The organism is Nocardioides sp. NPDC047086, from assembly GCF_040643685.1.
Lineage (GTDB): Bacteria > Actinomycetota > Actinomycetes > Propionibacteriales > Nocardioidaceae > Nocardioides.
Genome location: NZ_JBEYUV010000019.1, coordinates 70,425 through 92,713 on the forward strand (window position 1 = coordinate 70,425; position 22,289 = coordinate 92,713).

Annotated in this window: 17 protein-coding genes; 5 read left to right on the top strand and 12 right to left on the bottom strand. The window is 67.9% G+C overall.

Annotation, left to right across the window (positions count from 1 at the left end; genetic code table 11):
* Window positions 1–108 precede the first annotated feature (108 nt).
* Window positions 109–1,620, bottom strand: coding sequence for a depupylase/deamidase Dop (gene dop, locus ABZ796_RS15390; protein ID WP_357337940.1), 1,512 nt, complete (start codon window positions 1,618–1,620; stop codon window positions 109–111).
* A 191-nt stretch (window positions 1,621–1,811) separates the two neighbouring features.
* On the opposite strand from dop, the gene ABZ796_RS15395 reads away from it, so the two are divergent.
* Together ABZ796_RS15395 and ABZ796_RS15400 are read left to right on the top strand one after the other, a co-directional pair.
* Window positions 1,812–2,438 carry a GNAT family N-acetyltransferase gene (locus tag ABZ796_RS15395; RefSeq protein WP_357337941.1) on the top strand — a complete coding sequence of 209 codons (627 nt, stop codon included), beginning with the start codon at window positions 1,812–1,814 and terminating at the stop codon, window positions 2,436–2,438.
* A gap of 6 nt (window positions 2,439–2,444) precedes the next feature.
* On the top strand, window positions 2,445–3,065 hold the full coding sequence (locus ABZ796_RS15400; protein WP_357337943.1) for a class I SAM-dependent methyltransferase: 621 nt from the start codon (window positions 2,445–2,447) through the stop codon (window positions 3,063–3,065).
* A 144-nt stretch (window positions 3,066–3,209) separates the two neighbouring features.
* Here the strand turns inward: ABZ796_RS15400 and ABZ796_RS15405 are convergent, their stop codons facing one another.
* Together ABZ796_RS15405 and ABZ796_RS15410 are read right to left on the bottom strand one after the other, a co-directional pair.
* On the bottom strand, window positions 3,210–3,551 hold the full coding sequence (locus ABZ796_RS15405; protein WP_357337945.1) for a hypothetical protein: 342 nt from the start codon (window positions 3,549–3,551) through the stop codon (window positions 3,210–3,212).
* Between the two features lie 68 nt (window positions 3,552–3,619).
* Complete coding sequence (locus tag ABZ796_RS15410) at window positions 3,620–4,660, bottom strand: aldo/keto reductase (protein ID WP_357337947.1); 1,041 nt, start codon at window positions 4,658–4,660, stop codon at window positions 3,620–3,622.
* A 236-nt stretch (window positions 4,661–4,896) separates the two neighbouring features.
* Here ABZ796_RS15410 and ABZ796_RS15415 point away from each other — a divergent pair, with 236 nt between their 5' ends.
* Complete coding sequence (locus ABZ796_RS15415; protein WP_357337949.1) at window positions 4,897–5,832, top strand: arginase family protein; 936 nt, start codon at window positions 4,897–4,899, stop codon at window positions 5,830–5,832.
* An 845-nt stretch (window positions 5,833–6,677) separates the two neighbouring features.
* Here ABZ796_RS15415 and ABZ796_RS15420 read toward each other — a convergent pair.
* The 9 genes from ABZ796_RS15420 to ABZ796_RS15460 form a co-directional block, all read right to left on the bottom strand.
* Window positions 6,678–7,265: a PIN domain-containing protein gene (locus tag ABZ796_RS15420; RefSeq protein ID WP_357337950.1), complete on the bottom strand. Its 588-nt coding sequence runs from the start codon at window positions 7,263–7,265 to the stop codon at window positions 6,678–6,680.
* Window positions 7,265–7,819 carry a helix-turn-helix domain-containing protein gene (locus ABZ796_RS15425; RefSeq protein WP_357337952.1) on the bottom strand — a complete coding sequence of 185 codons (555 nt, stop codon included), beginning with the start codon at window positions 7,817–7,819 and terminating at the stop codon, window positions 7,265–7,267. Before ABZ796_RS15425 ends, ABZ796_RS15420 begins: the two co-directional genes overlap by 1 nt.
* A gap of 106 nt (window positions 7,820–7,925) precedes the next feature.
* The gene (locus ABZ796_RS15430) at window positions 7,926–9,044 is read right to left on the bottom strand and encodes a Wadjet anti-phage system protein JetD domain-containing protein (RefSeq protein WP_357337954.1); all 1,119 of its coding nucleotides are present in this window, start codon (window positions 9,042–9,044) and stop codon (window positions 7,926–7,928) included.
* A gap of 20 nt (window positions 9,045–9,064) precedes the next feature.
* Window positions 9,065–12,469, bottom strand: a complete 3,405-nt coding sequence (locus tag ABZ796_RS15435; protein WP_357337956.1) for an ATP-binding protein — start codon at window positions 12,467–12,469, stop codon at window positions 9,065–9,067.
* Window positions 12,462–13,052, bottom strand: a complete 591-nt coding sequence (locus ABZ796_RS15440; RefSeq protein WP_357337957.1) for a DUF4194 domain-containing protein — start codon at window positions 13,050–13,052, stop codon at window positions 12,462–12,464. Before ABZ796_RS15440 ends, ABZ796_RS15435 begins: the two co-directional genes overlap by 8 nt.
* Window positions 13,049–14,482 (bottom strand): DUF3375 domain-containing protein, encoded by a 1,434-nt coding sequence (locus ABZ796_RS15445; protein WP_357337959.1) that lies wholly within the window; start codon window positions 14,480–14,482, stop codon window positions 13,049–13,051. The genes ABZ796_RS15440 and ABZ796_RS15445 overlap by 4 nt, the downstream gene beginning before the upstream one ends.
* Window positions 14,483–14,848: 366 nt before the next feature.
* Complete coding sequence (gene arc / locus ABZ796_RS15450; protein WP_091041342.1) at window positions 14,849–16,612, bottom strand: proteasome ATPase; 1,764 nt, start codon at window positions 16,610–16,612, stop codon at window positions 14,849–14,851.
* A 148-nt stretch (window positions 16,613–16,760) separates the two neighbouring features.
* Window positions 16,761–17,762 (bottom strand): tRNA (adenine-N1)-methyltransferase, encoded by a 1,002-nt coding sequence (locus ABZ796_RS15455; protein WP_357337961.1) that lies wholly within the window; start codon window positions 17,760–17,762, stop codon window positions 16,761–16,763.
* Between the two features lie 48 nt (window positions 17,763–17,810).
* A complete protein-coding gene (locus tag ABZ796_RS15460) occupies window positions 17,811–18,983 on the bottom strand; it encodes a site-2 protease family protein (RefSeq protein ID WP_357337963.1) in 1,173 nt (390 codons plus the stop codon).
* 77 nt (window positions 18,984–19,060) lie between these two features.
* Between ABZ796_RS15460 and ABZ796_RS15465 the strand changes: the two genes are divergently transcribed.
* Both ABZ796_RS15465 and ABZ796_RS15470 read left to right on the top strand, forming a co-directional pair.
* The gene (locus ABZ796_RS15465) at window positions 19,061–19,951 is read left to right on the top strand and encodes a PD-(D/E)XK nuclease family protein (protein ID WP_357337964.1); all 891 of its coding nucleotides are present in this window, start codon (window positions 19,061–19,063) and stop codon (window positions 19,949–19,951) included.
* 64 nt (window positions 19,952–20,015) lie between these two features.
* Window positions 20,016–22,289: an acyltransferase family protein gene (locus ABZ796_RS15470; protein ID WP_357337966.1), complete on the top strand. Its 2,274-nt coding sequence runs from the start codon at window positions 20,016–20,018 to the stop codon at window positions 22,287–22,289.

Here is a 22,289-nt window from a genome sequence, read left to right on the forward strand (position 1 = left end):
CCTATCCACTTGCACCGACAAACCTGAGGAAACAATGCCCGATTTCGCTACGGGAGGAAGCAGAAGTCGAACGTTGGACCGAGATGTGGCACGAGTCGCGATCGACGCTCAGGAACCGGTCAGCCGGTTGAACAGGTCGACGGCGGTGTCGGAGGAGTCGAGCAGGCCACCGACGTGCTTCTTCGTGCCGCGCAGCGGGTCGATGGTCGGCACCCGCTGCAACGACTCGCGCCCGGGCAGGTCGAAGATGACCGAGTCCCAGCTCGCGGCGGCGACGTTCTCGGAGTACTTCTCCAGGCAGCGGCCGCGGAAGTAGGCCCGGGTGTCGGTCGGCGGCTCGTGCATCGCCTTCTCGACCAGGTCGTCGGTCAGCAGCCGCTCGATCCGACCGGCACGCACCAGACGGTGGTAGAGGCCCTTCTCGGGACGGATGTCGGCGTACTGCAGGTCGATGAGGTGAAGCTTGGGGTCGTCCCACTCCAGACCGTCACGGTCGCGGTAGCCGAGCAGGAGCTTGTACTTGGCCACCCAGTCGAGCTCGGTGGCGCACTCCATCGGGTCACGCTCGAGCCGGTCGAGCACCGACTCCCAGCGCTCCAGGACGTCCTTGGTCTGGTAGTCGGCGTCGGAGCCGTAGCGCTCCTGAACGAACTTCTTGGCCAGGTCCAGATACTCCATCTGGAGCTGGACACCGGTCAGCTTGCGACCGTCCTTGAGCGTGATCAGGGTCTTCAGCGACGGGTCGTGGGAGACCGCGCGCAACGCCGAGACCGGGCCGTCGACGCTGAGATCACGGGTGATGTAGCCGTCCTCGATCATGGCGAGCACCAGCGACGTACTCCCGACCTTGAGGTAGGTCGAGATCTCGGCGAGGTTGGCGTCGCCGAGGATCACGTGGAGGCGGCGGTACTTCTCCGGGTCGGCATGGGGCTCGTCGCGGGTGTTGATGATCGGGCGCTTGAGCGTGGTCTCCAGCCCGACCTCGACCTCGAAGAAGTCGGCGCGCTGGGAGATCTGGAAGCCGTGCTTGGGCCGCTCCTGGCCGATCCCGACCCGCCCGGCGCCGGCGAAGACCTGCCGGGAGACGAAGAACGGGGTCAGGTGCTTGACGATGTCGGCGAACGCGGTCGAGCGGCGCATGAGGAAGTTCTCGTGCGCCCCGTAGGAGACACCCTTGTTGTCGGTGTTGTTCTTGTAGAGGTGGATCTGCGGGTTGCCCGGCAGCCGCGCGGCCGCGCGGGAGGCGTCGAGCATCACCTGCTCGCCGGCCTTGTCCCAGCGCACCGCGTCCAGCGGGTTGGTCACCTCGGGGCAGGAGAACTCCGGATGGGCGTGGTCGACGTAGAGCCGGGCGCCGTTGGTGAGGATGACGTTGGCCAGCCCGAGATCCTCGTCGGTGAGCTGGCTGGGATCGGCCACCTGCCGCGACATGTCGAAGCCGCGCGCGTCGCGCAGCGGCGACTCCTCCTCGAAGTCCCAACGCGCTCTCCTCGCCTTCAGGGTCGAGGATGCGTACGCATTGACGACCTGACTCGAGGCCACCATCGGGTTGGCCTGGGGCTGTCCGGCCACGGAAATTCCGTATTCGACCTCCGTGCCCATCACCCGTCGTACGCTCATGCCTGCAAGGCTACCGGCCACGTGCACGAAGGCACGTGAGCATCCACCCGCCACGCTGAGGTTGGCGGCAGTTGTTCGGCTGGACGGAACCAGGAGGATTCCCGCACGTGAGACGCTATGCCTGCTCGGCCTCCTCCCGTGGTGGTGGAGGCGGCGCAGACGGCGGATACGGGTCATGGTGAGGTTGGACCATGGGCACTCCTGAGATCCGGCGGGCCACCGCCGACGACCTCGACGACATCTTCTCGATCTGCCTGCTCACCGGCGCATCGGGCGAGGACGCCACCGAGTTCTACGACGACCCGCGGCTGCCGGGGAACATCTACGCCGCTCCCTACATCGTGCTGCGTCTCGGGCTCGGGTTCGTGGCCGTCGACTCCGAGGGCGTGGTGGGCTACGTCGTCGGCACCCCGTTCACCCGCGCCTTCGAGAAGGAGTGCGAGGAGGACTGGTGGCCCGCGCTGCGCGTGGTCAACCCGGATCCCGGCCCCGACCACGACCGCACCGACTGGAACGCCCGCCTGCGCTCGCTGATCCATCGGCCGGTGCGTACGCCCGGCGAGCTGTTGAGCGAGTTCCCGGCACACCTGCACATCAACCTGCTCCCCCGCGCACAGGGCCAAGGAGTCGGCAAGGAGCTCATCGGGATGATGCTCGGCGCCTTCCACGTAGCCGGCGTACGTGGCGCGCACCTCGGCGTCAGCACGGCCAACACCCGAGCCGTCGGGTTCTACCGGCGCGTGGGGTTCACGACGATCGCCGAGTCCGAGGACACCCTCCTCCTCGGGGTCCAGTGGACCGGCGAGATGGAGGAGTGAGCGTTCATGGGGCTCTGGGAGGCGCGGGTGGTGCCACGCATCGTGGACCGCGCCTGCGGCATCCCGCAGCTCGAGCCGCTGCGCGAGCGGGCCTGTGACGGTCTCCGCGGTCAGGTCGTCGAGATCGGCTTCGGCAGTGGCAGCAACATCGGCCTCTATCCGCCCGAGGTCACCGAGATCGTCGCCGTCGAGCCCTCCGACGTGGCCTGGGAGCTCTCCTCCTCGCGACGCTCGGGGTCATCGGTCCCGGTGAGCCGCGTCGGTCTCGACGGTGCCCGGCTCCCGCTCGCCGACGCATCGGTCGACACGGGGCTGGTCACCTTCTCGCTGTGCACCATCCCCGACGTCGCGGGCGCGCTGGCCGAACTGCGCCGCGTACTGCGCCCCGGCGGCATCATCGGCTTCGCCGAGCACGGCCTCTCCCCCGACCCCGGTGTCGCCCGCTGGCAGCACCGCCTCGACGGCCTCCAGCAGCGCCTCTTCGGCGGCTGCCACCTCACTCGCGACATCCCGGAACTCCTGGCCGACCAGGGATTTCAGGTCGAGCTCCTCCAGCAGGACTACCTCCCCGGCCCGGCCCCCTCCAAGCCGTGGGGATACGTGTCCGCAGGGCGCGCATCGGCGTGACGCGGCTCCCACCACGGCGCCCTGAGGGTCGCTCGGTCGGGCCGTCTGTTCGTCAAGGTATACAGACGAACTGGCACTTCCCTAGCGGAGTCCCGCACGGGAAGTGCCATGTTTCCTGCATACCTCGACGAACAGACCCCCACCTCAGCGCTTGCGCGTACGCAGCGCGTGGGCGACGTTGACGCCGACGAGGCCGACCCAGGAGATCACCAGGGCGCCGAGGTTGTCGGTGACACCGAGGGTGATGCTGATCGGGATGCCGGCCACGGCCGAGCCGGCGCCGAGCACGAACTGGAAGACCGAGGCGCGCGACTCGTTGCGCTCGGCGAGGGTGCGGGCGGCGGCGGTGGCGCCGACCCGGTCCTGAACGGTCTTCTCGATCCGGTCGGCGAAGCCGGCGACCATCTCTGCGTCGAACGCATCACCCAGCTCATGGCGGGTCTCCAAGCCCGCCTCGATGTCCTTGCGACCCATCTCATCTGCCACGTCTGCGACGATACCGCCGCACGGCATGCCCGCGACGCCGAATATCGGAGCCCCCACCGGGACCTCGGTCACGATCTGCGCCGCTGGGAGCTGTCGGCCGGGGCAGGGGGACGGTAGCCCCGGTCCGCCTCGTCGACCGTGGTTCCGGGCGGCACGATCTCATCGATGCGGTCCAGGATGTCGGGGCTCAGCGTCACCTTCCCCACATCGAGCTGCGACTGCAGCTGCTCCAGGGTGCGCGGGCCGATGATCACCGAGGAGATGACGGGGTGCTGGAGCACGAAGGCCAGCGCCAGGTGGATCAGGGAGATCCCGGCCTCGTCGGCGAGCTCCTGCAGCTGCAGGACCTTCTGCAGCTTGAGCGCGTTCTCGGGGAGCGTCGGATCATGACGAGCGGGCTGACGCCGTGCTCGGCTGGACACGACCGGAGCGTCCCCGCCGTGCCGACCCGAGAGCCAGCCGCCGGCCAGAGGGCTCCACGGCAGCTGGCCGAGGCCGTAGCGCTCCAGGGTCGGGAACAGGTCCCGCTCGTTGTGGCGCACCAGCAGCGAGTACGGAGACTGGTCGCTCACCGGCCGCTCCCGGTTGCGCCTCTCGGCGGTCCACTGCGCCTCCACGATCTGGGACGGCAGGAAGGTGGTCGTACCGAAGTAGCGGATCTTTCCCTGGTGCACCAGGTCGGAGAGTGCCGAGAGGGTCTCGTCGATGTCAGTCTCGGGACGCGGTCGATGGATCTGGTAGAGGTCGATGTGATCGGTCCGGAGCCGGCGCAGCGAGCTCTCGACCTCGCGGATGATCCAGCGGCGCGAGTTGCCCTGCTGGTTGGGGTCGGTGTCCGACATCGGCCCGTGGAACTTGGTGGCCAGGAAGACGTCGTCGCGGCGCCCGGCGAGGGCCTTGCCGACGATCTCCTCCGACTCGCCCCGCGAGTAGACGTCTGCGGTGTCGACGATGTTGATGCCGGCGTCCAGGGCCGTGTGGATGACCCAGATCGAGTCGTCGTGGTCGGGGTTCCCGTTGGTCCCGAACATCATGGTCCCCAAGGTGAGCGGGCTGACCCTGACGCCGGTACGTCCCAGCAGACGGTAGCTGGAGGTCTCGATGGTCATGTGTTCTCCTCGTTCCTGCGACAGCGGGAGCCGGCGCGCCCGCCTCAACATGATTCAATGCACTGAATTACTCGACAACTATGCGGAGCGTTGAAGTAACCGACGAACTGGTGACTCCCGTCACACCCGAGGCCCCGCCAGCGGCGCGGCGTACACTCGCGCGGCCACGCGGCCCTCGTCTCGGTCCAGTCGCTCTGAGGGACGTGCGGGAGACCTGGCCCTGACATGCTGAACGCATGGAGAACACCTCGCTCGCTCCCGTCGGCACCCTCTTCGGCGTTCCCGCCCGCCCGGCGGACGCAACCAGCTCGGTCGCCGTCATGGGCGTGCCCTTCGACATGGGCTACCACCCCACCCGGGTCGGCGCACGCTCAGGCCCGGCCCACGTGCGCACCCACTCCGCACTCGTCGCCGAGCACCTGGACGGCTTCGACGTCGACTTGCTGGGCGAGCTCGGCGTCGTCGACACGGGCGACGCGAAGGTGCTGCCGGGCAACGTCGAGCAGAGCTTCGACGCGATCGAGGCCGGAGTCGCCGCGATCCTCGCCGCCGGCGCGACCCCGCTGACTTTCGGCGGCGACGGCGCCGTGACCCTGCCGCAGCTGCGCGCGCTCAAGAAGGCGCTCGGACGCGAGTTCGCTGTGCTGCACCTCGACGCCCACACCGACGCCTACGAGGGCATCTACCCCTACGAATACAACAACGCCAACACGTTCGTGCACGCGGTCCGCGAGGGGCTCATCGATCCGGCAGGATCTCTGCACGTCGGGATGCGCGACAGCGCCTACGACGGACGGCCCGGCATCGTCGGCGTGGCGACCGGTCTCGGCTACGAGGTGATCACGATGGACCGGATCGTCGCGATGGGCATTCCCGCGCTCGTCGCTCACCTCCGGGAGCGGCTTATCGGCGTGCCGATCTACCTCTGCTGGGACATGGACGTCTTCGATCCCTCGGTCTCCCCGGGCGTCGTCACGCCGTCCTGGGGCGGCATCACAGTGCGCGAGGGTCTGGCGATCCTGCGCGGTCTGCGCGGGCTCGAGTTCGCGGCCTTCGACATCAACACGGTCAGCCCGCCCCACGACCACCTGGGCATCACAGCGAGCCTCGCCGCGCAGGTGGCGATGGAGTGCCTCTTCCTCCGCCACACCGCCGGCGCGGCGGAACGCTAGCGTCTCGTCAGGTTGATCCGTCGAAGGGGTCTGCCCGATTTTTGAATGAACGGCCACAGGGCCCGCTGCCAGGAAGGCAGCGGGCCCTGCGTACGTGCTCTGCTACAGGTATTGACCCGTGTTGGAGACCTGCTCGATCGAACGGCCGGGCTCGGTGCCCTGCTTGCCGGTGATGAGCGTGCGGATGAAGACGGTCTGCACCAGGGCGATTCTCGGGCCCCGCCAAGCGTGGGGACACCCTGGGACGTGGCCGGATATCCGGCCTGATGTGGACACTGTCCACAACCATCCCACCGCTTATCGATAGACCACCCCGGCTATCCGGCACTCCTGTGCGAGCAGATCGGTCGGCGGGCGTAGGCACCTATGACCCCCTCACCGACCGCAGCCCAGAATCCTCGCGACTCGGGCATGTGCCCGCCGAGCGTGTGCCACTCCAATCCCGGGCTCTCGGCACGCAGCGCGGAGAGCCCTGCCGCTGCCAGACCACTGCGCCGATGCACCTCATGCGTCCACGGCTGCTCCACCCAGCCAAGCCGGCACCGAGGGCAGACCTGGTAGTCCACCGCGAACACTTCATCGCCAGCGATCCACGCCGTTCGCTCGCGCCATGTGGATCGCTCCCTCGACCACGTATCTGTCCACGGCGCGACATCTCCCATCTGGTCGCTCTGCCGAGGCGACCAGAACAGTCGCATGAGTCGTCGAGAGCGCCTAAGGCGCTTGCCGGTCAACGGCACGACCGCACGTACGACCCACCTGTTTGGCGTCCAGTCAACGTGCTCTCTGGCTATGCCGGCGAGCGCGCGCCCGGCGTGACATGCGTCCTCAGGCGCCACGTCGCGTCATATCTTGTCGAGCACGGCAGCGCCAAACCGCGGAACGAACTGCCCAGAGGCGAACGCCTGGGCAAGCGCTGCTGGCGACCGCGGCGCCCGGACGTGCCGACCTGCCATCGCGACCAATGCGGAGATCACCGTGTATTCGTCCCTGGCGAGCTGGTCCAACAGAAAGCGATCTGGATGCTGAACCTCAATCCCAGATGGCAGCGACCGGTCAGGGAAGTCTCGCAGGTTCAGCGTCACCAGGCGAGATGCACCCGATCCGACGGCGGCGGCCAGGACGTGGCGATCCTTGGTGGCGTTCGTCATCTGCCCGACCAGCGGGACCCACACCTCCGTCGTCAACCGGGCGTCCGGAAACGCCCGATTCATCTGTTCACGGGCATGCTCGGCGGCCACATGGCACGCGTCCTTGTCCCGTCCCTTTTCGACGTCGAGCCGGACCTGGTTACGGATCATCTCGTCCTCGATCTCGTGCTCCCACACCGGACGGAACACACCCGTGTCCGCGCACGAGAGCAGCAGATCCCGCAGCGCTCGGGGAACGAGGACGCAGGCGTCGAGCACCGCCGTTGGGCGGGCCGATGCCATCAGAAGTCGTCCTCGTCATACCCCTCGGCCGGCACCATCGCAGCCAGCGCATCCGCACGGGTCTGGCGAACTTCGTCCTCGTACGTCAAGACATCGGCGAGCCGGAAGCGATGCCGGTTGCCCACCATGCGATGTGGCAGGCGCCCACTCTTGGCCAGCTGCACAACGTGCGGCCTGGAGACGTTGAGCAGATCAGCGGCCTGCTGACTGGTGAGCTCGCGGTCCTCGGCCACGCGCACCGGGTCCACCACCGCAGCGGTATGACCGGCGTCGACGGCCAGGACGATCGCACGGACCGCATCCAGGAACTCGCCCTCGATAACGATCGACGACTCCCCCGCTGAGAGTTGCACCGGCCCCTCGCCGTGAATCAACGCGTTGCGAAGCGCAGCGAACTGTGGCGCGGAGATCTGGTTGACCAGCACCACCGCACCCTGAAAAGCCGACGACGGCCCCTCGCCTCGGCCCGCGCCAGCGATGAGCCTGAGCATCGCCTCCGACGCATGGACATCCCGCCCACCGTCATTCGCCTCCACTGCAGCTGTGTTCGACATACCGCCTCCTTCCAGCCCCACCAGTCTAACCGAAACAACCGAAAGACACATGGGGCTGCGGCAGGCTCGCGCATTCATGTGGTGCCGCGTTCGGCAAGCGCCAGGGTCACAGTTCGCTGACCTGCGCACCTACCCAAGCCCAGTCGACCCGCTCTTGCTCGAGCCGTACGTTGGTCCCGAACCGGTCTTCGACGAGGTCCTGATAGAGATGCCGTTCATCAGTGGTAAGTCTGGTCAAGGCCGCGCGGGTGGGTCGGTCCTCGACAACCCACCTGTCCCGATGAGCCATCAGGGTCTCGCGGTCCATCAGGACCGAGCGCGTCTGGGGAAGCCAGGCACGCAACCGATCGAGGATGGCGAAGCCGTGGGTGTCGAGATCGCCCCAGTAGTCGACGGTGACGTCGGCGAGCCAGGGCAGCCTGCCCACCTTGTCGACGTCGAACCCCTTGCCCCACAGCACGACTCCGCGGTGATGAACATCGACGGAGAGGTACGTGATCTCGTTCTCGATGACCAGAGCCGATCGGGGCGCGAGGCTCAGGTCGGCCAGTTCGTCGGCACGGACCGCCAGCTCGCTCATCGACGAGGGCAGGCCCAGGCCCGGCGAGACCCGTAACCGCACCAGTTCCGGCTTGGCGCGCAATCCCAGCCCCTTCAGGAATCCTGGGGCGGTCGAGGAGACACCGAGCATTCCCGCGAGAACGCTTCGGTGTCGTTCGGCGAACTTCGTGTCGACGCCGGGAGCAGTGATCTCGCGCAGATAGCGGCCCGACCCGCGGTGCGAGTCGAGCCAGTTGTACGCCGCCAGCAGGCGCTCCCACTCTGCGGCCAGATCGATGGCTCGGTGAGGGTGAGCGAGCGTCCAAGCACGGACCGCCTCGATGTCGCCGGTGAGCGCCAGCATGTCCGCGAACCGGGCGACCTCCGCTCGGACGCCCAGCAAAGACCATGCCTGCTCATAGGTCGCAACCACAGCCCGGTCGGGGACCTGGTTTCGGCCGAAATGCCGACCACCGATGCTCGTCCAGATCAGCTCATACCGGCTACCGCCTCGACGGCCGCCATCGAGCTTCGCCACCCAGGAGCGTACGGCTTCCAGGTCGTCTCCGATCTCAGCAGCTTTGGGACCACGAAGGGAAACATCCACGACCGGGAACGACTGCCCATCAGCAAACGCGCGGAGCAGCGATCCGTCGCTCCAGCGCCGCCGGACCTTCGCGGTCACGTCTTCCGGTGTTGACCAGGTCACCTGGCGCGTCCATCCCGTCGCTCGCGGTACTCCTCGATCGTCATCGTCTGCAGCCTCGATGCGGTGCCGGTCGGGTTGTCGACGAAGCCAATGGCGGAGACGTACGGCTCGATCACGTGCACCTTCTGCAGAGGGGTCACGATCAGCAACTGGAGACCGAGCTTGGCGAACAGGGAGAGTGCGTAGCGGGTGGAGACGTCGGATCCGCGCCCAAAGGCCTCGTCGATCACGGCGAAGCGGAAGTCGCGTGACTTCTCCACGCCCCACTCCAGACCGAACTGGTAGGCCAACGAGGCAGCCAGGATCGTATACGCGAGCTTCTCCTTCTGGCCGCCCGACTTCCCGTCCGAGTCGGAGTAGTGCTCCCACTCCTCGTCCGTCTCAGCGTCGCGTTCGGAGGCGGAGAAGACGAACCAATTGCGTACGTCCGTGACCCGCCGCGTCCACGCCTTGTCGGAGTCGGCGTAGCCCTCCCTGCCGCGGAAGCGCTCGATGATCCGTTTCACGTCAAGGAATCGCTGCTCGGAGTAGTGGTCGTCGGCACCGGAGATTGCGTCGTCGGTGGCGCTGCGCAGGTCAGATCGGAATACAGCCACGTCCTGGTTGACCGTCGGCTGCTTCTCCAGTCTGATGTAGCGACCCGGGTTGTACGGGATCGCGCTGAGCGCCTCGTTGATTCGCGCCACCCGGTCGTCGATCTCCTCGGCCTGGCGCCGCAGCCAGGAGTTGAACTGGGCGAGTTCCCGGATGGTGTTGGTGTTCAACTGGCGCTTGAACTCGTCCTCGAACCGCGGCAGGTCGTCGCCCGCAACCCGCTCATGGAACGCAACGAAGTCGCCGCGGGCATCAACCACGGCGTCCATGTCGGCACGCAGCTCAGGCCATCGGCGCAGCACCTCGCTCATGTATTGCCCCAGGCTCTGGGCGAACCCACCCAGCTCGCGGTTGAGCCGGTCGATCCGCTTGGTGAGGTCCTCCGAGAGCCCCTCCCCCGCTCGGCCGCAATCGCTCGACCGGGTCGGCACCTCCCTGCCCAAGCGGACCGTCAAGGCGTCGTACGCCTCGCGCGCCCCCGCCAGGTCAGCGGCCGGTTGCCCGCTGACGAACTCGTCGTCCTTCGCCTGGTCGCGGCTGGCGCGATCCTTCTCGCCCTGGAGCCGCGCGAGCCGGCCGGTCAGGTTCTCGATCGTCTCGGCGACCTCATTGGCGCGGTCGGCGTTGCGGTCGAGAGCGTCCTTGATCTCCTGGAGCCTCTCGGAGCCGGCCTCCAGTCGGCCCCGCTCGGCATCCGCGTCCTCGGCACGCTGCTCGGCGTCGGCGACATCGATGTCCGACCAGGTCGGATATCCCTCGAGGCGGGCAAACGCCGCCACGCGGGACTGGTGGGCATCCCGCTCGCGGGTTGCCGTCTCGAGCTGCTCCCTCGCTCGGGAAAGGACGCTGTCGATGTCGGCCAGCTCACCGCGCAGCGCTGCGATCTTGCGCTCGTTGGCCCAGCCGAGGACCCAACGGCGCGGGTCGTCGACCCGGTGCCGGTCATCCTTCTCGTGCCGATCGCCCGAGCGCACCTGACCCTCACGGGTGACCGCGCGGCGCTCCGTACGGAACTCATCGAGAGTCAAGGCGCAGCGGTAGTCGGCGCGCTTGGTGAGCTCGTCGAGCACATAGTCGCGGAACGGGCCGTCCTTGACCTCCATGCAGTCGGCGAGCCACATCGCGTCGGTGCTGTGCCGCTGCAGCGGCACCCGGCGCGAGGAGACCCGCTCAAAGACGAGTTTGGCGCCGATCGCGGCTCCGCCACGTCCGGTGAAGGTGAGGCGCCGCCCGTTGACCCACCGGGTCACCTCGTCGTAATGCTCCTGGGGCACCAGCAACGAGAGCGCGAACCCGCGCAGGACCCGCTCGGCGGCACCTCGCCATTCCGCGTGCTTCTCATGTACGTCGAGCAGTTCACCGGCGTAGGGCAGGTCCTGCGGGGACAGGCCGAGATCGGCGCAGAGCTGGCCGCGAAGCTCGATCTGTTGGCCGGGCAGGTTGCTCGTGCGGCTGGTAAGGCTGGTGATCTCGTCATCGACATCGGTTCGTTTCGTCTCGATCCCGCTGACCTCGGTGATGAGGGCCGCGAATGTCGCATCGAGCTCGCGCTTGCGTGCCGCCATCCCTGCCTTCTCAGCGGTGACCTGAGCATTCAGGTCGGCAAAGCCCGCAGCGTCCGAGACTCGCACAAGCCCAGCGGCCGTGACCGCCTCATCGAACCGGCTGCGGCGTTCAGACCGCTTGGCGGCCTCGGAGCGAGCCTCCCTGGCCACCCGCTCCAGGTCCGCGATGCGATTGCCACCGGCACGCTCGCGCTCGCCGATCAGGTCCTCCCGCTCGCCGGCGAGCTCGGCAGCGACCCCTTTGGCCACCTCCTGCGCCTCGGACAGCTGCTCGGCGTGGCGATCCAACGTCTCGATCTCGCTGGCCAGAAGCCCCGAGCGGAGCTCGGCGATGAACGATCGAACGGCATCGCGCTGCGCCTCCAGGCCGGCCCGCTCAGCAAGCGCTGCATCGTACTTCGCTGTGGTCGTGACGATCGGTTCCAGCGCTTCGAGCTGCTCGCGGGCGCGCTTGACCGCATCGTGGGCCTTGGTCAGGTCGTCGAAATGACCGATGATCTCGCGCACCCGCCCGCTGGCGTCGCTCGGCTCAAGCATATGGTCGCGAACGAACTCGTTGAGGTTGCCGACCGACTTCATCGACACCGTCTGGTGAAACAGTTCCAGGGCCTGCTCGGAACGGATCCCGAGGTGGCGACGGAACGCGGTGGAATACTTCGGGAACTCGTCGACCACCTCGGCTCCCGCGGCGCGCAGCCGTTTGCGCAGATCCTTGAGGTCGTTGCCGAAGTCGTCGAAGTCGCCCTTGATCGACAAGGCCTTGGTCGCGGTTACATAGAACCGGTATGGCTGTCCGGTCTGCTCCCGCTGCTGGAAGACCTGTGCGAGGGTGACAGTCTCGTCGAATCCCTCGTTGGTGAACACCCCCAGCACCACCGAGTAGGTCTTCGAGCCCGTGCGCAGCCCGATCGCACGCGAGCGCCCCGAGGCCTCGACGCGTTCGGACTTGTAGTGGCCCTCGACGTAGGAGCGCAGCGTACGTTCCTTCGCCTCGGCCCCGGCCGCCTTGTTGTAGGAGATCCGGTGGGCCGGCATCAGCAGCGTCGTCAGCGCGTCCACGATCGTCGACTTGCCCGATCCGATGTCGCCGGTCAGCAGCGATGTCTCCGCCCCCGGCGTGAGCCGCCACACCTGTCGGTCAAACGTGCCCCAGTTGAAGACCTCGATGTGGTCGAGCCGATAGCCGGCGCGGCCACCGCCCGCCTCGCTCAGCTCGACAGTCGAGAACAGTCCCTCACTCATCATCGCCTCCCGTTCCCGACTTCGCCCCGGCGTACTGCTTCAGCTTGCCGGCAAAGTCCGAGAGCGTCTGAGCATCGACGTACGCCTTCAGGATCCGGCGCACCTCCCAATGGTCGCGCTGCCCGCGCAACGGGCGTAGGAACCCGAGCTCCACCGCCTTCGTGATCGTGCGCTCTGCCTGATCGACCGTGCGAGCCTCGTTGGAGGAGTCCGCCAGGAACACCCGGAGCATCTCCACGATCTGCTCGCGGGTCAGCACCAGCCGACCTTCGCTCCCCGAGGTCTCGAACTCCAGTAGCCGCTTGCGCAGCAGCACCAGCAGCAGCGAGAGGTTGTAGGTCAGCGCCCGGCGACGCACCAGCCGCGGCAACGCCTCCTCACCCTCGACCTCCGGTCTGGTACGCAGGTAGGCATAGCCCTCGGTGTCGTCGATGACGACCTCAACCCCGACTGTGGCGAAGTGGTCGCGTACGCCACCACCCGACCGCTCCAGAGTCAGCCAGGTGTCCTCGTCCGACTCCCGGTAGACCACGCCTTGCATCAGCCGAATGATCGCTGCCCCGATCGCGTGCTCGTCGCTCATGCCCGCCTCACCGTCACCTTCGGCAGGCGTAGGCGCTTGGTGCGTTCGGGGTCGTCGGGATCGGCATAGGTCACCACGGTCTGGTCACTCTCGTCCATCTCGATGGTCAGGTCGTCGTCGGAGAGAGCGAGATAGCCGACGATCTCGGCCGCGCCCTGGTCGATGGGATACATCTCGATGATGTCCTCCAGCAACGCGGAGGCTCGCGCCGGCAGCACTGCGCGAATGTTCCCCGCCAGCCGTGCGGTATCGATGTAGGTCTGGGTGAAGAGCAGGTCGGCATCGAGGTCCTCGTCGGTGGCAGGTGGGATCAGGCTCTCCACCTCCGCGGCCGCCGGCGGCTCGTAGAGCGGGCGCTCGAACGGCAGCGCGAACTCGATCCCCGGCTCGTCCACCTCCATCCCGAACGACGGTGGCAGCGCGCGCACCTCGAGCGCTGTCGCCTCCACCGCCCGCACCAGATCGAGCACCCGTCGGTTCTCCAGCCAGACCTGATCATCGAGAAAGCGTCGCAGCTGCTCAGAGATCTGCCGCACCGTACGCTGCGCCCGTTCCGCCGCCTCCGACCAGTCGTGATGGATCGAGCGCACTCGCCGATCGGCCTCGACCGCGTCGAGCCGGCTCACGGTCGCGAGCAGCCCGGACAGCTCCTCCTGCCGTGATTCGGAGAGCAGGAAGTCGTAGAACGCCTGGAAGCTGCGCCCCTGGTCGGATCCGGCAATGTCGGCGCGCGATCCGACCAGGTCGGCGAGCAGCTCGCCCTTCGAGCCGTCCCAGGCCGCGATTTTCTCCCGCGCGGCACGGTCGAGGCCTCGGAAGTTGTCCTCCACCTCACGAAAGTCGCTGAGCAGCTCCCGCGCGGTCGCGGCGAACTGCTGATAACGATCCCGCACGCTGGTCTCGTCCATGATCACGACCTCGCCCGCCTCGACGGCGGCGATCTCGGCATCGATCTGATCGCGCTGCCGGCGCAGGTCCGCCAAGCGTACGTCCGGGTCGGTCTCGGAGCCATGCACGATCTGTCGCAACAGCTCTACTACCGTGTGCAGCCGGGACTCGGTGCCGACAAAGGCGCGCGCCTGCAGCGAATCGACCCAGGCGTACGCCTTCTCGAAGGCCGGGGTGACCTCGTAGTGGACTTCGTCGACGCCCGTCGGGTAGAACCGTCGGAGGAAGCCAACCTCGGTTGCGGCCCAATCCTCCAAGTAGGCACGCGCGGCCTTGGGAAATCGGGGCTGATCCAGGCCGGCATTGATGGCATAGAGATCGTCATCAAGCGCTCCTGCCGCCTCGGCGGCACCGGTCGCACCCCGATTACCCTCGACGAAGAACTTGCCCAGGAACGAGAGCACGAGGGTCGCATTCGCCGCCCGCAACAGACGCCATGCGGGGTGGCGCTCCCGCAGGGTCTCGAGTCGCTCGAATTCCATGCGCTCCCTTCGGTCATCAACACTCTAGGGGCCGCCACCGACAGATTTCCCGACATCCAGGAACCACTCACACCCTCGCGCCAGATTCCTCGACAGGTAGCCAGGCCGCGCGCAACGACGGCGCCTTCTCCGCAGAGAAGGTACGGCGGATGGGCCGTCCGCACGCTTATGTGTGGACGCCGTCCGCACGCTTATGTGTGGACGCCGTCCGCACGCTTATGTGTGGACGCCGTCCACACATAAGCGCAGAGCACTGTGCTCGAATATCGGGCGCTATCGCCCGCAAGACGCGCGCACGCCACCGATCAACAAGCATCCGCCCGTGACCAACATCGCAGGTCACGGGCGGATTATCAGGAGATCTACCTACAGGTACTGGCCCGTGTTCGACACCTGCTCGATCGAACGGCCGGGCTCGGTGCCCTGCTTGCCGGTGATGAGCGTGCGGATGAAGACGATCCGCTCGCCCTTCTTGCCGGAGATGCGGGCCCAGTCGTCGGGGTTGGTGGTGTTGGGGAGGTCCTCGTTCTCCTTGAACTCGTCCACGCAGGCCTGGAGCAGGTGCTGCACCCGCAGGCCCTTCTGGCCGGAGTCCTCACCGGAGTCCAGGAAGGACTTGATGGCCATCTTCTTGGCCCGGTCGACGATGTTCTGGATCATCGCGCCGGAGTTGAAGTCCTTGAAGTAGAGGATCTCCTTGTCACCGTTGGCGTAGGTGACCTCCAGGAAGCGGTTCTCCTCGGACTCCGTGTACATCCGCTCGACGACCGTGCGGATCAGCTCGTCGACGGTGGCCTGCTTGTCGCCGTTGAACTCGCCCACATCGGTCGGGTGCAGCGGCAGATCGGGGACCAGGTACTTCGAGAAGATGTCTCGAGCACCCTCGGCGTCGGGACGCTCGATCTTGATCTTCACGTCCAGACGGCCCGGACGCAGGATCGCCGGGTCGATCATGTCCTCACGGTTGGAGGCACCGATCACCAGCACGTTCTCCAGAGCCTCGACACCGTCGATCTCGGAGAGGAGCTGCGGGACGATGGTGTTCTCCACGTCGGAGGAGACACCGGTGCCACGCGTACGGAACAGCGAGTCCATCTCGTCGAAGAAGACGATCACCGGGGTGCCGGCCGCGGCCTTCTCACGAGCCCGCTGGAAGACCAGGCGGATGTGGCGCTCGGTCTCACCGACGTACTTGTTGAGGAGCTCGGGGCCCTTGATGTTGAGGAAGTAGGACTTGCCGTCCGCTCCCGTCTTCGCGGCGACCTTCTTCGCGAGGCTGTTGGCGACAGCCTTCGCGATCAGCGTCTTGCCACAGCCCGGAGGACCGTAGAGCAGCACACCCTTGGGGGGCTTGAGCTGGTGCTCGATGAAGAGGTCGGGGTAGAGGTAGGGCAGCTCGACCGCGTCCTGGATCTGCTCGATCTGGCCGGCAAGGCCACCGATCGACTCATACGAGATGTCGGGCACCTCCTCCAGGACGAGCTCCTCGACCTCGGACTTCGGCACCTTCTCGTAGACATATCCCGAACGTGGTTCGAGCAGCAACGAGTCACCCGCGCGGATGGCGTCCTGCAGGAGCGGCTCGGCCAGACGTACGACCCGTTCCTCGTCGGCGTTGGCGATCACCAGGGCGCGCTCACCGTCGGCGAGCAGCTCCTTGAACATCACCACCTCGCCGACCTTCTCGAACTCCATCGCGGCGACGACGTTGAGCGCCTCGTTGAGCATGACCTCCTGGCCATAGCGCAGCTCGTCCAGGTCGACGTTGGGTGATGCGGTCACCCGGAGCTTGCGCCCACCGGTGAAGACATCGATCGAGTCGTCCTCGTTGCGCTCGATGAAGGTGCCGAAGCCTGCTGGCGGCTGTGCCAGCCGGTCGACCTCCTCCTTGAGCTTGATGATCTGGTCTCGGGCATCCCGAAGCGTCACGGTGAGTCGCTCGTTCTGCGACGTCACGGCGGCCAGGGAGCGCTGCGCGTCAGCGAGCCGCGCCTCCAGGCCACGCGAAGATCCGGGCATCTCGGTCAGTCTGTGCCGCAGGTCGGTCACCTCAGCTTCGAGGAAACGGACATGACTCTCGAGCTCCTCGGGGCTGCGCCCCTCGGAATGGAATCCATCGGATGTCGACATCAGCACACCTCCTCTACTCCCATGACCCTACAAGGGTGAGGGGCAGGAGCGGAGAAGGATTTACCGGTGTTGGACACTATTCGTCGACAACGGCCGAGTTCGTGTCAACCCGTGGCACGCCGGAAACACGGAGTGCTGCGGAGCGGGCTCAGTCCAGCTCGGCGGCGTCCTCCGGCGCGGCGCCGGGAACGACCTCGGCGACGGGCTCGGGGGCAGGCATGTCGGCCGGCCGCGGACCCGTGTAGTCAGGTCCGTACGCCCCGGGAGCAGGTCGACGTGTCTTGCGCGGCGCGCGCTCGCCCGGGGCCAGCCTTCGCGCCGTCACCAGGAAGGCGGTGTGGCCGATCATCTTGTGACCCGGCCGGACCGCGAGACCCTCGACGTGCCAGTCGCGCACCAGCGACTCCCATGCCTGCGGCTCGGTGAACCCGCCGTGGGCGCGGACCGTCTCGACGAAGCGGGACAGCTGGGTGGTGGTCGCGACGTAGGCGCAGACCATGCCGCCCGGGTAGAGCGCCTCGGCCGCCGCGTCGACGCACTCCCACGGAGCGAGCATGTCGAGGATCAGCCGGTCGCAGCGGATCTGCTGGCGCGGCAGCTCCTCCTGGAGGTCTCCCAGGTTGAGCGACCAGCTCGGGTGGGACTCCCCTGCCGGGGTGCCGAAGAACTGGTCGACGTTCTTGCGGGCGACCTCGGCGAACTCCTCGCGGCGCTCGAAGGAGGTGACCTTGCCGAACGGCCCGACCGCACGCAGGAGCGAGCAGGTCAGGGCGCCCGAGCCAACCCCGGCCTCCACCACGGAGGCACCTGGGAAGATGTCGGCCATGGCGACGATCTGGGCGGCGTCCTTGGGGTAGACCACCGCCGCGCCGCGGGGCATCGAGACCACGAACTCCGACAGGAGCGGGCGGAAGACCAGGTACTCGCCGCCCGTCGAGGCGGTGACCGTGAAGCCCTCCTCGCGGCCGATGAGCTCGTCGTGGTCGATGTGGCCCTTGTTGGAGAAGAAGCGCTTGCCGGCGACGAGCTCGAAGTTGTGGCGGCGACCCTTGGTGTCGGTCAGCCGCACCCACTCGCCCTCGCGAAGCGGCCCGCGGTGAACGCCCGCCCGGGCCTCGGCCGGAATGTCTGGAATATCAGCGCTTGACACCCGCCGAGGCTACCCGTTCTCCGGGCCAACCCGGCAAACCGCGATCTCCTATGCTCCCGCGCGGAAGGCCGCGTCGACGTCGGAGGTGACCAGGACGCCGTAGATCGAGCCGTCGGGCTCGACCAGGAGGTATTCGGGCGCCGGGGTCTTCGAGATCGCCTGGATCAGGGTCTCCCCGTCGATGTCGGCCGGCAGGGTCAGGCCGTCCTCGAGCCGACGGGTGACCGTCGAGGTGGCCATCCACGGTCGACGGTCCTCCGGGGTCGCCAGCAGCGCGCCCTCGTGGACGAGACCGATCGGCTCACCGCCGCTGGTCACGGTGACGATGCTGCCGGCCTCGGCCTCCTGGGCGCGGCGTACGGCCTCGGCCAGAGGGAGGTCCGCGGGCACGGCCAGGGTGCGGCGGGCCAGGTCGCGGGCGACCAGGAGCGGGAGCCGCATGCGCGCCCTCGCCGACATGATCGCCGCGGACGCACCGCTCCAGAGGAAGACGCCGAGGATGACCGCGACGATGTAGCTCGTGAGGCGGGGCTCGACACCGAGGATCTGGCCCTGGATGAAGGGCCACAGCAGCACGACGACCGCGAGCACCCGGCCGGCCCAGCCGGCGACGATGCTGCCGCGGTTGATGTTGCCGGTCGCGCCCCACACGCCCGCTTTCAGGAGCCGGCCGCCGTCGAGGGGCAGGCCGGGGACCAGGTTGAGCACGCCCACGAAGAAGTTGGTGATCCACAGCCCGGTGACGAACAGCCCGATCAGGCCGCCGGGGGTGAAGAAAGAGACACCGAAGGCGACCGCGGCGACGGCGAGCGAGGCCAGCGGCCCGACGACGGCGATCCAGAACTCGTGAGCGGGCTTCTTCGCCTCGCTCTCCACCGCGGTCGCGCCCCCCAGGAAGTGGAGCATGATCACGCCCACGGGGTAGCCCAGGCGCTTGGCGACCACCGCGTGGGCGGCCTCGTGCAGCAGCACCGCACCGTAGAGGACGATCGCGAACGCGAAGCCCGCGACGTACGCCAACCAGCCCAGGCCCGGCTCCGTGGCCTCGATCTCGGGCCCCATCCACCAGGCGATCAACGCCGCGATGAGGAACCACGACGGCGTCACCAGGACGTCGCTGCCGGCTACGGAGCCGACCTTGATCGTGCCCGGGACCCGGGAGGTGGGCGCCGGCTCTTCGACCGGCTTGTCGCCGCCGGGGCGTGGGTCAGGGTCAGCCACATCCCGAGCGTACTTGAGCGGCGGTTGTCAGGTGGTGCCGACCCGGATTGTCGGTGCTTGCGAATAGTGTCGAGGTCATGAGCACCTCACCTGCCGAATCGCTGTCGACCCCGGTCGACGGCGTCAACGTGTTGGGGTCGCTCTCACCGAGCCGGGCGAGCGACTTCACCTCGTGCCCGCTGCTCTACCGGTTCCGCACGATCGACCAGTTGCCCGAGCCGCCCTCGGAGGCCGCCGCCCGCGGCACCGTGGTGCACAAGGTGCTCGAGGACCTCTTCGACCTGCCCCCGCCCGAGCGCACGCCCCGGCAGGCGAGATCGATGGTGGAGCAGGCGTGGGAGGACGTACGCAGGCTCGACCCGGCCCTGGCGACGCTGTTCACCTCCGAGGTCGAAGGGGCCGAGGCGGCTGAGGAGGGCTGGCTGGAATCGTGCCGGCAGGTGCTGCGGCGCTACTTCGACCTGGAGGACCCGCGCCGGCTGGAGCCCGCCGAACGCGAGCACTACGTCGAGGCCCTGCTCGACTCCAAGCTGCTGCTGCGGGGCTTCATCGACCGGGTCGATGTCGCCGCCGACGGCCGGATCCGCGTGGTCGACTACAAAAGCGGCCGCGTGCCCAGCGAGGCGTACGAGGCGAAGGCGCTGTTCCAGCTCAAGTTCTACGCCCTGGTGATCTGGCGGACCCGCGGCGTGGTGCCGGCGATGCTGCAGCTGATCTACCTCGGCTCGGGCGACATCCTGCGCTACGTGCCCGACGAGGCCGACCTGCTGGCGACCGAGCGCAAGGCCGAGGCGATCTGGCGGGCCATCCGCACCGCCCAGGAGACCGGGGAGTGGCAGCCGAGCCCGGGGAAGCTCTGCGGCTGGTGTGCTCACAAGTCACTGTGCCCCGCCTTCGGCGGCACTCCTCCCCCGCTTCCGCCGACCGAGGGCCCCGTCGCTGCGGGCGACGACCTCGATCTCGACTAGGAACCTAGGCGCGTCTACCAGGATCGGCCGGTTGCGGGAGTTATCGTCGCGACGAATGTGACCGATGCGCTCGGCTGAGGAGGTGCGGCTGCTCGTGGGCTCGACGGACTCGACGACCGGGAGCGCGACCCCGACTCGGCACCGTCCCGACATCCAGGGTCTGCGCGCGATCGCGGTGCTCGCAGTCGTCGCGCTGCACGTCGGCTTCGGGTCGCTGACCGGTGGGTTCGTCGGTGTCGACGTCTTCTTCGCAATCTCGGGCTTCCTGATCACCCAGCAGCTGATGCGCCAGGTACGCACCGAGGGCCGGGTCAGCCTGCTCGGCTTCTACGCGCGCCGGGCCCGCCGGATCCTGCCGGCGGCGACCCTGGTGCTGCTCGCGACCGTCGTCTACGCGGCCTTGTTCCTCGGCTTCGTACGCACCCGGGAGATCGCCCTCGACGCGCTGTGGTCGGCGGCCTTCGCCGCCAACTTCCGGTTCGCGTCGCTGGAGACCGACTACTTCTCGGCCGCGCTGCCGCCCTCGCCGCTGCAGCACTTCTGGTCGCTCGCGGTCGAGGAGCAGTTCTACCTGGTGTGGCCGCTGATGATCCTGGGCTGCCTGTGGGCGATGAGGTGGCGCGGCCGGAGTGCCGCGACGGATGCCCCCGCGAAGCCAGACGTCCGCGGACGCCGGCGGGTGCTGGTCATCGCGCTCGGCGTCGTCATCGTGGCCTCGCTGCTGGCCTCGGCGGTGCTGACCCGGACCAGCCCGGAGGCGGCGTACTTCTCCCCGTTCACCCGTGCCTGGGAGCTCGGTCTGGGCGCGATCGCGGCGATCGCGTTCCGTGACGACGGGCCGCAGGACGTCACCGCGCGGTGGCGGGCGCAGGTGCTCTCCGCGTTCGGGATGTTCTTCATCATCTGCGCCTGCCTGCAGTTCAACGACGCGACCCCGTTCCCGGGCACCCCGGCGCTCGTGCCGGTCCTCGGCAGCGTCTTCATCATCGTGGCCGGCACGCTGTGGCACGGCCCGACCGTGGTCGGCCGGCTGCTGTCGGTGCCGCCGCTGCAGGTCATCGGCAACTGGTCCTACTCGCTCTACCTGTGGCACTTCCCGGTGCTGGTCCTGGCCGAGCTGCAGCTGGGCCGCGAGCTGCGCTGGTGGGAGCAGGTGCTCCTCGTGGCGCTGGCATTCGTGCTGGCCGGACTCTCCTACCACTACGTCGAGGAGCCGTTCCGGCGCGGCATCCTCTGGCGCCGGCCGGCGTTCGGCCGGGCCGCCACGCTGGGTCCGGTGGCGCTCTACCCGCTGAGCATCACGCTGGTCGCGGTGACCTGCTTCGGCGCCAACACGTACGCCACCGGGACCGCCCGCGACGGCTACCAGCCCGCGATCACGCTGGCCGAGGCCGATTCCTCCGGGTCCTCCGGATCGTCCGGGCCGTCTCAGGCACCCGACCGGCCGGCGTCGAGTGCGGCACCGCCCGCCGCCAAGGCACAGGAGCCCGACCCGCTCCCGGCGCTGCTGAAGGCCTCGGTGCTCGCGGCCCGCAAGAACCAGGCGATCCCCACCAATCTGAAGCCGGGCCTCACCAATCTCTCCGACGACGTGGAGTCGGTGGGCGAGTGCAACTACTACTCGACGAACGTGCGCAAGCTGTGCCCGCGCGGTGACGCAGACGCCGAGAAGACGATCGTGGTCATCGGCGACTCCCACGCCCGCCACTGGACGCCCGCGGTCGAGGAGATCGCCGAGCGCTCCGGCTACCGCGCCTACATGCTGGCGATGCCGCAGTGCACCGTCTCGCTGGTCACGCCCGACAAGATCGACAGCACCGAACCGATGACGTCGTGCGACGACTTCCACGACTTCATGCTCTCCTCGGTCAAGAAGCTCCGCCCCGACCTGCTGCTGATCTCCTCGCGCCCGATCAGCGCCGCCTACCACGACTCCTCAGGCCGGCACACCGACCGCCAGGACGTACGCCGCGCCGTCTACCGCGGCTACCAGCGCCTGCTGTCCCAGGTGAAGCCCGCCGCCAAGCGCACGGTGTGGCTGCGCGACGTACCGGCGCTCGAGTTCGACCCGGCCACGTGCCTGAGCAGCAACAAGACGCTCTCGCCCTGCACCTACAAGCCGCTCGAGAGTCAGCAGGACGGCGCCGACCTGCAGATGCAGGCGGCCAAGGCGGCTCGCGTCGAGACCGTCGACCTCGACGACCTCTTCTGTGACAGTGTCGGCATCTGCACCACCGTCGTCGGCGACACGATCACCCACCGCGACGGCCACCACCTCACCGCGACCTACTCCAAGGAGCTCGGTCGCACCCTGGGCGAGCGCCTCGAGGTCTGGTGA